The organism is Acinetobacter sp. YH12235 (assembly GCF_013417705.1).
Taxonomy (GTDB): domain Bacteria; phylum Pseudomonadota; class Gammaproteobacteria; order Pseudomonadales; family Moraxellaceae; genus Acinetobacter.
The window spans coordinates 53,799-68,724 of record NZ_VPDL01000003.1; the positions used below are offsets into that span (position 1 = coordinate 53,799).

At 44.3% G+C, this 14,926-nt stretch carries 13 protein-coding genes; 12 read left to right on the forward strand and 1 reads right to left on the reverse strand.

Annotation, left to right across the window (positions count from 1 at the left end; genetic code table 11):
• The first annotated feature begins 51 nt into the window (after positions 1 to 51).
• From FTV13_RS02620 to rdgB, 8 genes are all read left to right on the forward strand, one after another.
• The gene (locus FTV13_RS02620) at positions 52 to 735 is read left to right on the forward strand and encodes a Fe2+-dependent dioxygenase (protein WP_180010896.1); all 684 of its coding nucleotides are present in this window, start codon (positions 52 to 54) and stop codon (positions 733 to 735) included.
• Entirely contained in the window at positions 735 to 1,841 is a 1,107-nt protein-coding gene (locus FTV13_RS02625; RefSeq protein WP_180010898.1) for an alpha-hydroxy acid oxidase, read from the forward strand. Before FTV13_RS02620 ends, FTV13_RS02625 begins: the two co-directional genes overlap by 1 nt.
• A 316-nt stretch (positions 1,842 to 2,157) precedes the next feature.
• A complete protein-coding gene (locus FTV13_RS02630; RefSeq protein ID WP_180010900.1) occupies positions 2,158 to 4,476 on the forward strand; it encodes a TonB-dependent siderophore receptor in 2,319 nt (772 codons plus the stop codon).
• Positions 4,477 to 4,940: 464 nt separating this feature from the next.
• Positions 4,941 to 6,638: a 2-isopropylmalate synthase gene (gene leuA / locus FTV13_RS02635; protein ID WP_034704399.1), complete on the forward strand. Its 1,698-nt coding sequence runs from the start codon at positions 4,941 to 4,943 to the stop codon at positions 6,636 to 6,638.
• A gap of 112 nt (positions 6,639 to 6,750) precedes the next feature.
• Positions 6,751 to 7,911 (forward strand): homoserine O-acetyltransferase, encoded by a 1,161-nt coding sequence (locus FTV13_RS02640; RefSeq protein WP_034704397.1) that lies wholly within the window; start codon positions 6,751 to 6,753, stop codon positions 7,909 to 7,911.
• Entirely contained in the window at positions 7,911 to 8,504 is a 594-nt protein-coding gene (metW, locus tag FTV13_RS02645; RefSeq protein WP_004781976.1) for a methionine biosynthesis protein MetW, read from the forward strand. Before FTV13_RS02640 ends, metW begins: the two co-directional genes overlap by 1 nt.
• Positions 8,501 to 9,091, forward strand: a complete 591-nt coding sequence (locus FTV13_RS02650; RefSeq protein WP_166136288.1) for a tetratricopeptide repeat protein — start codon at positions 8,501 to 8,503, stop codon at positions 9,089 to 9,091. Before metW ends, FTV13_RS02650 begins: the two co-directional genes overlap by 4 nt.
• Before the next feature lie 103 nt (positions 9,092 to 9,194).
• Entirely contained in the window at positions 9,195 to 9,821 is a 627-nt protein-coding gene (gene rdgB / locus FTV13_RS02655) for an RdgB/HAM1 family non-canonical purine NTP pyrophosphatase (protein ID WP_179992405.1), read from the forward strand.
• Positions 9,822 to 9,987: 166 nt separating this feature from the next.
• Here rdgB and FTV13_RS02660 read toward each other — a convergent pair whose 3' ends face one another.
• Entirely contained in the window at positions 9,988 to 10,869 is an 882-nt protein-coding gene (locus FTV13_RS02660) for a permease (protein WP_159123603.1), read from the reverse strand.
• Between the two features lie 186 nt (positions 10,870 to 11,055).
• On the opposite strand from FTV13_RS02660, the gene FTV13_RS02665 reads away from it, so the two are divergent.
• The 4 genes from FTV13_RS02665 (at position 11,056) to FTV13_RS02680 (ending at position 14,898) form a co-directional block, all read left to right on the forward strand.
• Positions 11,056 to 11,274, forward strand: a complete 219-nt coding sequence (locus FTV13_RS02665) for a Sec-independent protein translocase subunit TatA (protein WP_159123604.1) — start codon at positions 11,056 to 11,058, stop codon at positions 11,272 to 11,274.
• A 9-nt stretch (positions 11,275 to 11,283) separates the two neighbouring features.
• Positions 11,284 to 11,706, forward strand: coding sequence for a Sec-independent protein translocase protein TatB (tatB, locus tag FTV13_RS02670; RefSeq protein WP_179992406.1), 423 nt, complete (start codon positions 11,284 to 11,286; stop codon positions 11,704 to 11,706).
• Positions 11,703 to 12,482 carry a twin-arginine translocase subunit TatC gene (tatC, locus tag FTV13_RS02675; protein ID WP_179992407.1) on the forward strand — a complete coding sequence of 260 codons (780 nt, stop codon included), beginning with the start codon at positions 11,703 to 11,705 and terminating at the stop codon, positions 12,480 to 12,482. Before tatB ends, tatC begins: the two co-directional genes overlap by 4 nt.
• Positions 12,483 to 12,669: 187 nt before the next feature.
• Positions 12,670 to 14,898, forward strand: coding sequence for a PhoX family phosphatase (locus FTV13_RS02680; RefSeq protein WP_159123607.1), 2,229 nt, complete (start codon positions 12,670 to 12,672; stop codon positions 14,896 to 14,898).
• The last annotated feature ends 28 nt before the right edge of the window (positions 14,899 to 14,926 follow it).

Genomic DNA, 14,926 nt, shown 5'->3' on the forward strand with positions numbered 1-14,926 from the left:
CGTGTATTCTCTTGAATGCACGATATTTTCAATTGCAGGAATGCTTTTAAAATGATGTTACATATCCCGGCAGTATTAAGTAAAGCACAAGTTGCCGAACTGAGACAGCAATTGGATCGCTCAGAACACTGGATGAATGGGCAACTCAGTGCGGGGAGTCAGGCACAGAAAATCAAAAAGAACCTACAACTAGATTCTTCTTCTGTCTTGTATCAGCAGATTAGCCCTATCATTTTACAGGAGCTTAAAAGTCATCATTTAATTACCTCTGCTGCCCTACCGAAACATATCCTGCCGCCCCTGTTTAACTGCTATCAGGATTCTGGCACCTATGGCAATCATGTCGATAATGCCATTCATTACTCCCCTCTACTCGGACAGGCCATTCGTACCGATGTGTCACTGACTTTATTTTTATCTGAAATCGATGAATATGAAGGTGGCGAGCTGATCGTTGAAGACCAGTATGGTTGCCATGAAGTGAAACTGGACGCTGGTGATGTGATTGTTTATCCATCGACCAGCCTGCATCGGGTTGAACCAGTGACTCATGGCAAACGTATTGCTGCCGTGACCTGGATTCAAAGTATGATCCGTGAAGATGCCAAACGCAGCATGCTGTTTGATCTGGATATGACGATTATGAAGCTACGCCAGCAGATTGGCGATACTGAAGAAGTCCTGCAGCTCACCCATCATTATCACAACCTGATTCGTCAGTGGGGTGATTTATAATGTCACGTGAACCAATGGCGCCATTAACCCAGATCCCGGCCTACCTACAAACCATCGCTGATTATGAGGTCGAAGCAGAAAAACATCTCTCCAGCATGGTCTGGGATTATCTGCAGGGTGGCTCCATGGATGAAGTCAGTGTCCGGGACAATTTACAGCAATTTCAGGATATTCAGCTTCTGCCGCGTATGCTGAAAGATCTGACCCAAGGCAGTACTGAACTTGAAATGTTCGGACAAAAATTTCCGCATCCAATTTTTCTGGCACCGATTGGACATCAGCAGCAGTTTCATCCTGAAGCCGAAGCCGCTTCTGCCCTCGCCGCAGAAGTGATGGGTAGTAATATGATTCTCAGTACTTTTACGAATACTGACATGCGCGCATTGAAACAGGACAATCCACGCAAATGGTTTCAGCTTTACTGGCAAGGGAATCGGGAAAAATCTCTAGCTTTGGTCAAAATGGCTGAGGCACACCATTATACGGCGCTAGTGATTACGGTAGATTCACCACATACTGGCATCCGCGATCGTGAACGTCGTGCGTTTTTTCATTTACCGGAAGGCATGCAACATCCGCATACGCCTACGCATATTCCCTTACCAGAATTAAAGGAAGGTGATCATCCTGTCTTTAACGGACTAATGAAAATTGCCCCAACTTGGGAAGACATAGTCTGGATCGTACAGCAAACCCATTTACCCGTGATTCTAAAAGGAATCGTACATCCTCAGGATGCCCAGCAGGCGATTCAGCATGGGGTAAAAGGTCTGATTATTTCCAATCATGGCGGTCGTGTGCTGGATACCTGCATTTCTCCTCTCATTGCCTTGCAGCTGATTAAAAAGGTGGTGCCAGCAGATTTTCCTCTGCTCTATGATGGCGGCATCCGTCGTGGATCGGATGTATTCAAGGCAATTGCCCTAGGTGCTTCTGCTGTCCTGATTGGCCGTCCTTATATTTATGGTCTGGCGACTGCCGGAGCTTTGGGCGTAGCGCATGTGATCAAAATCCTGAAAGAAGAATTTGAGATTACCATGGCCTTAATGGGAACAGCGACCGTGGCAGATATTCAACCGAGCTGTCTATTTAGGGGAATTGATTAATTAGGATTTAATTGAAAATAAAAATGAAAAATAAATTAGTTAAATATCTTACCCTTAACTCCTTGAAGCGTCTTTAAAGGCAATTCAACATAGCTTTATCTATCAATAGCTATTATCAATAAAAACCAAATAAGATCCATATTTAATCAATCTATATTAAAAACATGGTTTTAATTCTCAGTTCGCACTCTAGTCTATCTATTTTTTAAATTGATTAAATTTTGTTCATTGCCAATATCAATGCAAGAAGGATAGCAACGATAACAATAATAATTATTATTTGCGAATCCAAACTTAAAAATAAAAAAGAATGATTATGAGCTATATAAAATCTCGTAAAAAAATAGTTTCTTCAGCCATCGTTTCTTCCCTTTCTTTTGCATCTGCACACACGATTGCACAGGAAAATGTGGTGCAGCTTGAGACCATTCATCAGGAAGTACAAGCTGAACCCGTGCCGGGTCTAAAAGTCGATCAGTCAGCCAATAGCAAGTTTGTTGCGCCACTCCTGGACACGCCAAAGTCTGTGGTCGTGATTCCCCAACAACTGATTGAAGATACGCAGGTTACGACCTTAGCTGATGCTTTGCGTACCGTACCAGGTATTACTTTAGGCGCAGGTGAAGGCGGCAATCCGAATGGGGACCGGCCTTTTATTCGAGGCTATAACTCGGAAAGTTCGATGTACGTCGATGGCGTGCGAAATTCGACTTCACAAAACCGGGAAATGTTTGCCATTGAGCAGGTCGAAGTTACCAAAGGTTCTGCTTCTGCCATGGGCGGTGCGGGCACTACGGGTGGCAGTATTAATATGATCTCCAAAGTGGCGAAAAAGGGAGATGCGCTGGAAGGCTCTGTTGCGGGTGGTACAGATATGTATGCACGTATCACTCTGGATGCTAACAAGGACTTCGGCAATGGCATGGCGGCTCGTATCGCGGTCATGGGCCACCAGAATGAAAAAGTGGGTCAACATGACGGTGCTGAATATAAACGTGCTGGTATTGCACCCAGCTTCAGTTTTGGCCTGGACAGCGCAACCCGTGGAACTTTAAGTTATTACTATTTGAAAACTGATGATATTCCAGACTCCGGCGTTCCCTATAATAATCCATTTGGAGCCACCAATGCCAATGTCGCTTTAAATGGTAATGGGAAACCAATTGATGTCAAAGCTGGTCAATACTATGGCTGGAAAGATCGTGATTTCCAGAAACAGGAAAACCAGATTGGTACTTTAAAATTAGAACATGATTTGAATGACAATCTAACCCTGAGTAATACGGCGGTCTTTAACCGCTCTAAAAATGACTACCTCTGGACCAACCCCGATGATTCACGCGGGAACTTCATTTTGAATGGCAATGTCTGGGCACGGGCCAATTCACGTATCGCAAATACCGATACCTTTACTGACCTACTGGCTTTAACAGGCAAATTTGATACTGGTGCTATTCAACACAGCTTTAACCTGGGTGCAGAATATTCAGATCAGGATACTGAACGTACCCAATATATTATTAATGGTCTGAATGCTACTGGAAGTTCTTTTGCGGCCTGTGGTACCCCTACCAATGTGGCCTTAGGCTGGTGTACTTCTGTAGACAATCCAGACCGGGGTGCGTGGACGGGGACACTTAATACAGATGGTGCGGACCGTTATGATATCGAGACCAAATCAAAGTCGATCTACTTACTGGACAGTATCGAATTGCATCCGCAATGGATTCTTGATCTGGGTGTACGTTGGGATGATTATAAAACCCAGCAAACCTTGACCTATGGACGATTCAATAATGCGGTGACAGGCGCAAACAATACGCCGATTACCGCCGTTCCAGGTGATCAGCTTACCCTCGAAAATGAAGAAGACTTTTTTAACTATCAAGCAGGTCTGGTCTTTAAGCCAAGAGAAAATGGCAGTGTTTATATCAGCTATGCCACTTCCTCTAATCCGGTCGGTGTCGATAGCGGTGATGGCTCTGAAAGTATTAGCGCAGCCATTGAAAATTTAAAAGCTGAAAAAGTCCGCACCATGGAACTGGGAACTAAATGGGATCTTCTGGAAGATAAACTGAATCTGACGGCCGCCATTTTCCGTACTGAAAAGACCAATACCCGCTACACCGATGCTGATGGTACCACCCGTAATATTGGTGAGACCCGTGTCGATGGGATTGAGTTGGGTATCAATGGAAATGTCACCGAGAAATGGGCAATTTCCGCAGGCTATACCTATTTGGATAGTGAACTGATTGATGGCGGCTTTGAAAATATTGGAACTACAGCAGATCCCGTCTATGTACCAAGCTCGAACAATGGCAATCAGGTTCAGAATGTAGCAGAAAACAGCGCAACTCTATGGACGACCTATCAGATCATACCTCAACTAACATTGGGTGCCGGTGCTATGGCAATGGATAAAGTTTATGGCAATGCCGCCAATACCAAATTTGTTCCCGGTTATGTGCGTTACGATGCCATGGCACGTTATCAGGTGAACCCCAATGTGGATCTACAGCTAAATATCAATAACCTGTCCGATACACGTTATTTTACCAAAGCCTATTCTTCCCACTATGCCACTGAAGCAGAAGGCATCAGTGCCGTTTTAGGCCTGCATTTTAAATACTGATCTGAGCAATCTTCATGATATTAAGGGCTAGTCTGGATTCATCAAACTAGCCTTTATTTTTTGATATGAAAGATTTCATGTATGCATTGCTTAAGAACTTCCAACAAAGCTATTATATAAAGAAATATTTTAGCCTTATCGCTTAATTACAGGAAAATCCAACAAAATTAAAATAGATTATAAAAATATTTTTCCAATTAATAACTTTATAAGAAAATCTTTTTTAAGATACGACTAAAATCCATAGAAAAAGCAAAAACTTTTCACGTTTTCTGGACTAAAATTTAATTATAGGTTCACCATGCAGGTGTCTGGTTGATCCTGATGATCAAAACTTAAAAAATACAGGATTGATCTAATTTATCCTCACCTGCATGTAAACGAATATATAGACAAAATCTATGCTGTAGACCGAGCAACTGCTACACCAAGCGAGTATGCCAGGCTACCTAAGGAGCTCTCTCATGATGTTGGCTGATCCAAGTAAAAAATACCGTCGCATGTATCAACGTGTGGACTTACCAGACCGTCAATGGCCGAACAATGAAATTACTAAAGCGCCAATCTGGATGAGTACTGACCTGCGTGATGGTAACCAGGCGATCTTCGAGCCAATGAACATCGAGCAGAAGTTCAAAATGTTCCAGATGTTGGTAAAAATCGGTTTCAAACATATTGAAATCGGCTTTCCATCTGCATCGCAAATTGATTTCGACTTCACTCGTAAATTGATCGAAGAAGGTCATATTCCGGATGACGTCTACATCGAAGTATTGGTTCAGGCACGTGACCATTTAATCGCACGTACTTTTGAATCTTTACAAGGTGCGAAACGCGCAATCGTGCATATCTACAACTCTAACTCACCGACATTCCGTCAAAAAGTGTTGAACGTAGACGTTGAAGGTGCAAAACAGTTAGCGATAAATGCAGCGCAAAAAGTGAAAGAATACGCAGCAAAACAGCCTGAAACTGAATTTGTCTTCCAGTACAGTCCTGAATGTTTCTCTGCAACTGAATTAGAAGTTGCCAAAGATGTCTGCGACGCTGTGACTGAAATCTGGGAAGCATCTCCAGAAAACAAAGTGATCTTGAACTTGCCAGCCACTGTCGAAGTCTCTACACCAAACGTATATGCCGATCAGGTGGAATGGATGCACCGTAACATCGAGCGTCGTGACGGCGTGATCATTTCAGTTCACTGCCATAATGACCGTGGCTGTGGGATCGCAGCGTCTGAATTAGCAATTATGGCCGGTGCTGACCGTGTTGAAGGTTGTGTATTCGGTAATGGTGAGCGTACCGGTAACGTGGACGTAGCGGCAATTGCCTTGAACATGTATACCCAGGGTGTTGCACCAAACTTGGATTTCTCGAATATCAACGAAATCATTGCGACTGTTGAAGAATGTACGGGCTTGCCAGTCCACCCACGTCATCCATATGCGGGTGACTTGGTGTTCACAGCATTCTCTGGTTCACACCAGGATGCCATCAAAAAAGGTTTCGAATTCCAGAAAAACGAAGAAATCTGGGATATGCCGTACTTGCCGATCGATCCGAAAGACTTGGGCCGTGACTATGACGCTGTCATTCGCGTGAACTCACAGTCTGGTAAAGGTGGTATCGCTTACTTGTTAGAATCGAACTACAACGTGACCTTGCCACGTCGTTTACAGATCGAATTCTCGCAAATCGTACAGCAAAAAACCGATGAAGATGGTACTGAGATTTCCGCACAAGCGATCTGGAGCTTGTTCAAAGAGACGTATGTTGCCGCGAAAGATGCTCATTACTCTGCCAAAAACTACAAATTGTCAGATGAAAATGGCAATCAGGTGATTGAGTTGGATATTGAAGTCAATGGTGAAACTCAGCACTTGCGTGGTGAAGGTAACGGTCCGATCTCTGCGATCTTGGATGCATTACAATTGCCGATTGATGTCTTGAACTATGAAGAACGTAGCATCAGTTCAGGTGCACATGCCAAAGCCTTGGCATTGGTTGAACTTCAAGTAAAAGGCACAGGTAAATCTGCCTTTGGTGCGGGCGTGCATGACAACATCGTGACCTCTTCGATTGAAGCAATTATTGCATGTACCAACCGTCTGATCGATCAGGATGTGTTAAGCACTGAACAGGTGATTGCTGCTGCCGTCTAAATCCGGTATTTGAATTAGCAATAATTCATAGCATTAAAAAGACTTTAGAAGGATACCTGCAAATGGTATCCTTTTATTTATTCATACTAAAGATTTAAGGCGAATCATTCCCGTGTCTTTTCCAGCTGACTCAGTGGGCCTTGTTGTCCCACAAAAGTTCCAATTCGAACAGCCGTTAGAGCTTGAATGCGGTCGCATCCTCCCACGTTTTGAACTGATGGTAGAAACTTATGGCGAACTGAATGCCGATAAGTCCAATGCCATTTTGATCTGCCATGCCCTGTCTGGCCATCACCATGCTGCCGGTTATCATCATGAAGATGACAAAAAACCAGGCTGGTGGGATGCCTGTATTGGCCCGGGCAAGGCAATCGATACCAATAAATTCTTTGTGGTGGCGCTGAATAATATCGGCGGTTGTAATGGTTCTACTGGTCCTACCTCTCCTAATCCCGAAAATGATAACCGTCCATATGGTCCAGACTTTCCGCTAGTCACTGTGCGTGACTGGGTAAAAACACAGGCGATGCTGTCTGACCGTCTGGGGATTGATGTGTGGTATTCCATCATTGGCGGCTCACTCGGGGGCATGCAGGCCTTGCAATGGTCGGTAGATTATCCGGACCGTCTGCAAAAATGTGTGATTATTGCCAGCGCACCAAAACTGTCTGCACAAAATATTGCCTTTAACGAAGTCGCGCGTCAGTCGATTCTGTCAGATCCGGACTTCCATCATGGCCGTTATCTAGAAAATGACAGCTATCCAAAACGTGGCCTGATTCTGGCACGTATGGTCGGTCATATTACCTATCTGTCTGAAGAAGCCATGAAGCAGAAATTTGGCCGTGATTTAAAATCTGGCAAATTCATGTATGGCTTCGATGTAGAATTCCAGGTCGAAAGCTATCTGCGTTACCAGGGTGAACAGTTTAGCCGTAACTTTGATGCCAACACTTACCTGATCATGACCAAGGCACTGGACTACTTTGATCCTTCACGTGAATATCAGCAGTCACTGGTCAAAGCGATGGCACAAACCAAATGTAAGTTCCTAGTAGTTTCTTTCACGACCGATTGGCGTTTCTCGCCTTCACGTTCTGTTGAAATCGTGGATGCCCTCATTACCAATCATAAGCCGGTCAGCTATGTCGATATTGATGCTGAACAAGGCCATGACTCCTTCCTGTTCCCGATTCCCCTGTATGTAAAATCCTTGCGCGCCTTTCTAGGCGGTGAAGAACATCTGCGATCAACACCGAAGGAGGCTGTGTAATGCGTATTGACCAACAACTTGCTGAGAAATGGATCAAGCCCGGTTCACGTATCCTCGACCTCGGTTGTGGTGATGGCGAACTGCTGGCCCATATGAGCAAAAAGCACAATATTCGTGCATATGGATTAGAAATTGATCAAGAAAAGATTGCAATTGCGATCAGTCGCGGGTTAAATATCATCCAGCAGGACTTAAACCTCGGTTTAAGCCGTTTTGCTGACCAGTCTTTTGACTATGTGGTGATGGCACAAGCTTTGCAAGCTGTAGATGCACCAGACGTATTATTGCGTGACATGGTGCGTGTAGGGAAACAGGCCATTATTACCTTTCCAAACTTTGCGCACTGGAAGACTCGTTCTTTCTTGGCATTAAAAGGGAAAATGCCGGTTTCGGAAGCCTTACCCTATATGTGGTATAACACCCCGAACATTCACCTATGTACCTTCCGTGACTTTGAAGCATTATGCGCGGAAAACAACATAAAAATTATTAATCGACTCGCTGTGAATGGGAATCAAGAAGATAGTTTGCTGAGCAAACATCTCCCAAATCTATTTGGTGAAGTCGCAATTTATCGAGTGAGCGCTCTATGAAAAAATTATTATTAAGTACGACGCTACTGGCTGGACTTTTTGGCATGCAGGCCCATGCCGATTACGTTGCACCAACGCCTTCTGTGGCCAGCCAAGCAGCGCAATATTCAGTAATGGACATTCATAGTCTGACTAAAGCGGCTAAAGCAGGTCAGCCTGGTGCACAATTTTATTTAGCAACAAAATACCAGTATGGTAAAGACATTCAGAAAGATGAACGTCAGGCTTTTGCCTGGTATAAAGCAGCAGCAGATCAAGGTCTGGCAGTTGCTCAATTGAATGTTGGCCGTATGCTGGCAGATGGTATTGGCACCAAGAAAGATGAAACACTGGCTCGCCAGTACTTTGAAAAAGCAGCCAGCCGCGGTGATAATCGCGCCAGCTTTAACCTGGCGATGATGGAAGAGAAAAAGAAAAACTATATGGGTGCTTATCAGTGGTATGAACTCTCTACCCGTGACGGCATGCTGGACAATAAAGTGATTACTTTATCTGAAGGCAAAAAAACTGCATTGGCAGCCAACTTGACCCAGGAACAGATCCGTCAAGCACGTGATCGTGCAGACCGTTGGATTCAGGCACAATAAGCTGGATCTGCAAAAGAGCGCCTTCGGGTGCTTTTTTTATGGCCTAAAAACTGCAGCAAGTTGCTACACTACATATATGTAATTTGAAAGATGAGTAATTGATATGGCTTCAACTGACTGGTTATCCCAAGGCACACTGGTACTGGCAAGTAATAATAAAGGCAAGATTGCAGAATTTGAAAAGATGTTTGCAGAACTCAAACTTCCAGTTGAAGTTATTCCTCAAGGTAAGCTGAATATTGAAGACGCAATTGAAGATGGTTTGAGCTTTGTTGAAAATGCCATTATCAAGGCACGTCATGCCTCACGTATTTCTGGCAAACCTGCGATTGCTGATGATTCAGGGATTTGTGTACCAGTTCTGGGCGGTGCACCTGGAATTTACTCTGCACGTTATGCGGGTGAACATGGTGATGATGCAGCGAACAACGAAAAATTACTGGCTGACCTGAAACCACTGCGTAAAGACGGTGAACCGATTGAAGGCATGTTTGTGTGTGTACTGGCCTTAGTTCAACATGCCGAAGACCCATTACCACAAATCTTCCAGGGCATCTGGAAAGGTGAGATCTTGGAAGCAGCCCGTGGTGAAAATGGCTTTGGCTATGATCCGCTGTTCTGGTTACCTGAACTGGGTATTGCGAGTGCGGAAATGAGCAAGGAAGAAAAAAATAAAATCAGCCATCGTGGTCAGGCGATGAAACTGTTTAAGGCGAGTTTGGAAAAATAAATCTAATTCCTAAAGGAGTCCTCCCTCCTTTTAGGAGGGAGTTAGAGGGAGGCCATTTCCTCACCCTTGGGGAGAAGGAGCCCCTCCCTTTTTCAAAGGGAGGTTGGGAGGGATTTAAATAGTAAATTACCTCTCCCTAACCCTCTCCTACAAGGAGAGGGAACTTTCATAACGTTGGCACCACCGCATGTACCACCATCCCATACACCCCAATCAAAATTGCACTCGCAATCGTTCCTGAGGCAATATATTTCGCTGAATAACCTGTGCCCTGATAATGGGTTTCCAGTGCCACAATATTGGCTGCTGGCGGTAATAAAAAGAACATCAGCATGACGGCATACGTTAGAGTAAACTGTGGAATCGGCAAATAAAAATAAGCTGCACCACACAGTAACACCGCAAACAATCCCCGACTAAAAATTAGTTGTAGACTGCGCATTAAATCGAAGCGGCTGATCCGTACATTGCTTAGCCACATTCCTAGCACACACATGCCACTAAAAGTCACCAGCACTTTATTGGCTTGATACAGCATCTCTACCCAAGCCACTTGTTGCCAGTGACTCAAATCCCAAAATGACAATAAAGCTGCCATCGACAAAGCCACCACTGGCGGTGAGAGCAACACATTTTTTAAAATATAACGCGCGTCTTGTCTGGCTTCACTGACTGCCATGACTGCACAGACATTGCCAAACAAAGAACCACCAATGTACAGCGCCACCACGGTACTGGTCGCTTGTGGACCAAAAACGGCCAAGGCAAAAGGAATCCCCAGCCATGCACCATTTAAATAGCTCAGACATAAGGCACGCAGTTTATTTTTAAGGATGCAATAAAATACGGCAAAAAACAGGCAGGAACAAAAGAAGCTAAAGCTGATCAGCCACAAACTGCCTTCCTGGTAGAACACCATGTTGTAAATAATCAGCACCGGAATCAGGACCCGGGCCAGTAAAGCCGCCAAGAAAGGCCGAATCGGTTTTAAATATTGCACGCCCCAATAACCGGTCAGAAAAGACAGGAGCGGAAGAATCAAGGCCATGACAGTACTGCTGGGATTTCTATATCAGGCCATATGCTAGCACAGCATGGTTTTAATCGAATCGTAGATTTTTTGATATGAGCTATTCATCGCACTGATGCTGTGTCGGCAAACTGTCATTAAAGCGTCACTGCATTGTCATACAAGCCTGCTGAGATAGGTGCATGAAATATGGAGGATAAAATAATGGCAGGATTATCAATTTGGCATGTGCTGATTTTTGCAATTGTGGTGATTTTATTGTTTGGCACATCGAAACTGAAAAATCTGGGTAAAGATGTTGGCGGCGCAATTAAAGACTTTAAAAAATCGGTCAAAGATGAAGAAGCTGAACAGGCCAAGTTAGCAGAGCCACGCATCATCGAGGCACAAGTCAAAACCCCTGAAACCTCGATCAAGAGTTAAGAGTTCGCTATGCTCAATATCGGAATGACCGAGCTGCTGATTTTCGGGATTATTGCGCTTTTAGTCCTTGGGCCAGAGAAACTTCCTGAGGCAGTACGTTTTGTCGGAACATGGTACGGCAAGATCAAGCGTATGGTGAGCAATGTTCAGAATGATCTTGATCGTGAATTACGTCTGTCTGAGCTACGCGAACAAATGCAGGCTGAAATGCAGCGGATTCAGCAACTCGAAGCCAAGATGCAGGCACAAATGGCAGATTTACAGCAGCCGATCGCAACTGAGAAATCAAAAGCAAAGCCTCAGCCTGTTCAGGTATCGGTCAGCTATCAGCCGATCGTAGAGCCTGTATCCCCTGTGTATCTACCTAAACCGGCAATAACACAAGCTGCGATTTCCGAACAACGCTATACAGAAATGAAGGTGGCTGTATGACATCCTTACCGACCACACCAGCCTCAAATGATGCTGCAGTGGTAAATCTTGAAGAGATGCCAATTACCCAGCATTTGGTGGTATTAAGAAAGCATCTGTTTAAAGTAGTTGCTGTCCTGATTGGCCTGTTTTTCTGTTTATTACCCTTTGCCAATCAGACTTACCAGTGGCTGTCTGAACCGCTGCGTGCACAGCTACCCGCAAGCTCGACCATGATTGCCACTGATGTGACGGCAACCTTCATGGCACCGTTTAAGCTGAACTTTTTTGTGGCACTGATGATCGCGATGCCGTTCATCTTGTACCAGCTCTGGACCTTTATTAAGCCGGCGCTGTATGCCAAAGAAAAGAGTCTGGCTTTACCACTTCTGATCGGCAGTATCGTGCTGTTTTATACTGGCATCAGCTTTGCATACTTTGTAACATTGCCCTCGATTCTGCATTTTTTTATCAGTGTTTCGCCTGAAACCGTAGCCCCAATGACCGACATCAACAGTTATCTCAGCTTCTGTTTAAAGCTGTTTCTGGTCTTTGGTTTTACCTTTGAAATCCCGATTATTACCTTGGTTCTGATCTTGATTGGAGTGGTTTCAACCCAGACGCTGGTCGAAAAACGCCGCTTTATTATCGTTGGCTGTTTCTTTGTAGCTATGTTCGTGACTCCACCCGATGCCTTGTCGATGATCATGTTGGCCATCCCCATGTGGTTACTGTTTGAACTGGGTTTACTGGCAGGAAAACTGATCGAAAAACGCCGTTTAACCGATCAACAATAACAAGAACCCAAAAACAAAAAGAATGTATTTCACTCAGGCAGCCTTGGCTGTCTTTTTGTTTACATTTACACCAATATATTGATTTATTTAATTTTATTGAAATATAGACTTAACCATTTTGTCATACTTTAGGTCTAATTTATTTCTGACTTAATGAAAAGCAAGCCTTTCACCAGGATCAGAAAAAATGACAGATTATTTAGATTTTAATGATGATTATGACAGCAACAATTCGGGGAATGCAGAGTTCACTCAACTTTTGCAAAAAAATATTAACCGCCGTGAATTGATCAAAAAAACAGCTGGTGGTGCAGTTGCCTTAACTTTAGCAGCTTCTTTAACCGGTTGTAGTGATGACGATGATGAACCAAATAACTCAGACAATCCTACTCCACCATCAACTGAACCAGATTTAACAGCGAAACCAAGCTCGCTAAAATTTAAGGCAGTCGAGAAAAATACTTTAGAACAATTTTCGGTGCCTGAAGGCTACGATTTCAAAATCTTGCACGCTGTAGGCGATCCTCTGAATTCAAGCCTGCCAGTTTGGGATGAAAACAATATTCCAAGTGGTATTTCATATGAGCGTCGTGTTGGTGATAACCATGACGGCATGACCTTTTTCGGTATGAATGCCGCTAAGCAAAATTATGATGCAACAGTATCTGATCAAGGTCTGTTGGTCATGAACCATGAATATTTGCAACGTGGTGATCTACACCCTCGCGGCAATGCTTTTGATCCAAAAGATATTACTGAAGATGAAGCGCTTCGTGAAATATACGCGCATGGTGTTTCAATTGTTCATTTGAAAAAAGACCCAGTCACTCAAGCTGTTAGTGTGAATCTGGACTCACCATTTAACCGTCGTATTACTGCAGCAAGTGAAATCGAATTTAGAGGCCCTGTAAAAAACCATGCCTTGGTACAGACAGCATTTAGCCCAACTGGCTTGATCACACGCGGTACGATTAATAATTGTGGTAATGGTTATACTCCGTGGGGTACTTACCTCACCACTGAAGAAAATTTTAATCAGTACATCGCGCGTCAAACAGAAGATGATGCTGGGGATGTACGTGACGCCATGACTGAACATGCCATCTCTCGCTATAAAGTGAGCAATAAGGCAAGTGGTTATAACTGGCAGAGTATTACAACTCCAACACTTTCATCTGTAGATATGTTCAGCCGTTGGAACACTGCTGCTTTAGCGAACACAGCTCAAGAAGATTATCGAAATACAATCAATACCTTTGGCTGGATCGTGGAAATTGATCCATTCGATAACCGCAGTCGCCCAGTAAAACGTACCGCATTGGGTCGTTTTGCGCATGAAGATTGCCGTGTTAGCCGTGCGATTGAAGGTAAGCCACTTGCATTCTATATGGGTGATGACTCTCAGGGCGAATACATCTATAAGTTTGTATCAGCAACCAATTGGAATCCAAGTGATATCAATGGTGGCTATGCAGCTGGTGATAAATACATGGACCACGGTAAGTTCTATGTCGCCAAGTTTGATTTTAATGAAGCTACGGGTGAAGCGCGTGGTGAATGGCTTGAACTGTCCATGAATAACCCGAAAATTACTAGTTATGAAAAGTATCAGTTTAAAGATCAGGCCGATATCTTGGTACATGCACGTCTAGCTGCCGATGCAGCGGGCGCGACCAAAATGGACCGTCCAGAATGGGTTGCCGTAAATCCTGAAAATGGTGAAGTTTATGTAACTTTAACCAATAACTCGCAACGCGGTACCGGCCATGCCATTGATGCAGCCAACCCACGTCAGTACTCGGACGATGATGATACGACTAATCGCTTGCGCGGTAACATCAACGGCCATATCATCCGCTTCCGTGAAGATCAGGATGATGTCAGCTCGACTGGCTTCACTTGGGATATTTTCCTGTTTGGTGCAGAAGCAGATTCGATTCCTGGGGTTAACCTGTCAGGCTTGACCGATGACAATGACTTCTCTAGTCCAGATGGCATGTGGTTCGATCCACGTGGCGTACTGTGGATTCAAACCGATGATGGTGCTTATACAGATACCACGAACTGTATGATGCTGGCTGCTTTACCAGGTCAAATTGGTGATGGTAGTGTAGCTACAGCTACTGCAGGTGCCGGTACTCAGAAAACACCACTTGGCACTCAACTAGATGACTCCAAGTTACGTCGTTTCTTGGTCGGTCCAGCAGATTGTGAAATTACGGGTGTGACCATGACACCAGACTACAAAGCAATTTTTGTGAATGTTCAGCATCCGGGTGGTACTTGGCCATCAAACCAGCCTGCAAATTTAATCAGTACAGGCAAAGGCTCTCGCCCTCGTTCGGCTACAGTGGTTATTACCCGTAAAGATGGGGGAATCATTGCAGGTGAAGCCTTAGAAACGACTCAAGCTTAATTCTCAAGCAACTTCAAAACAAGGCTGA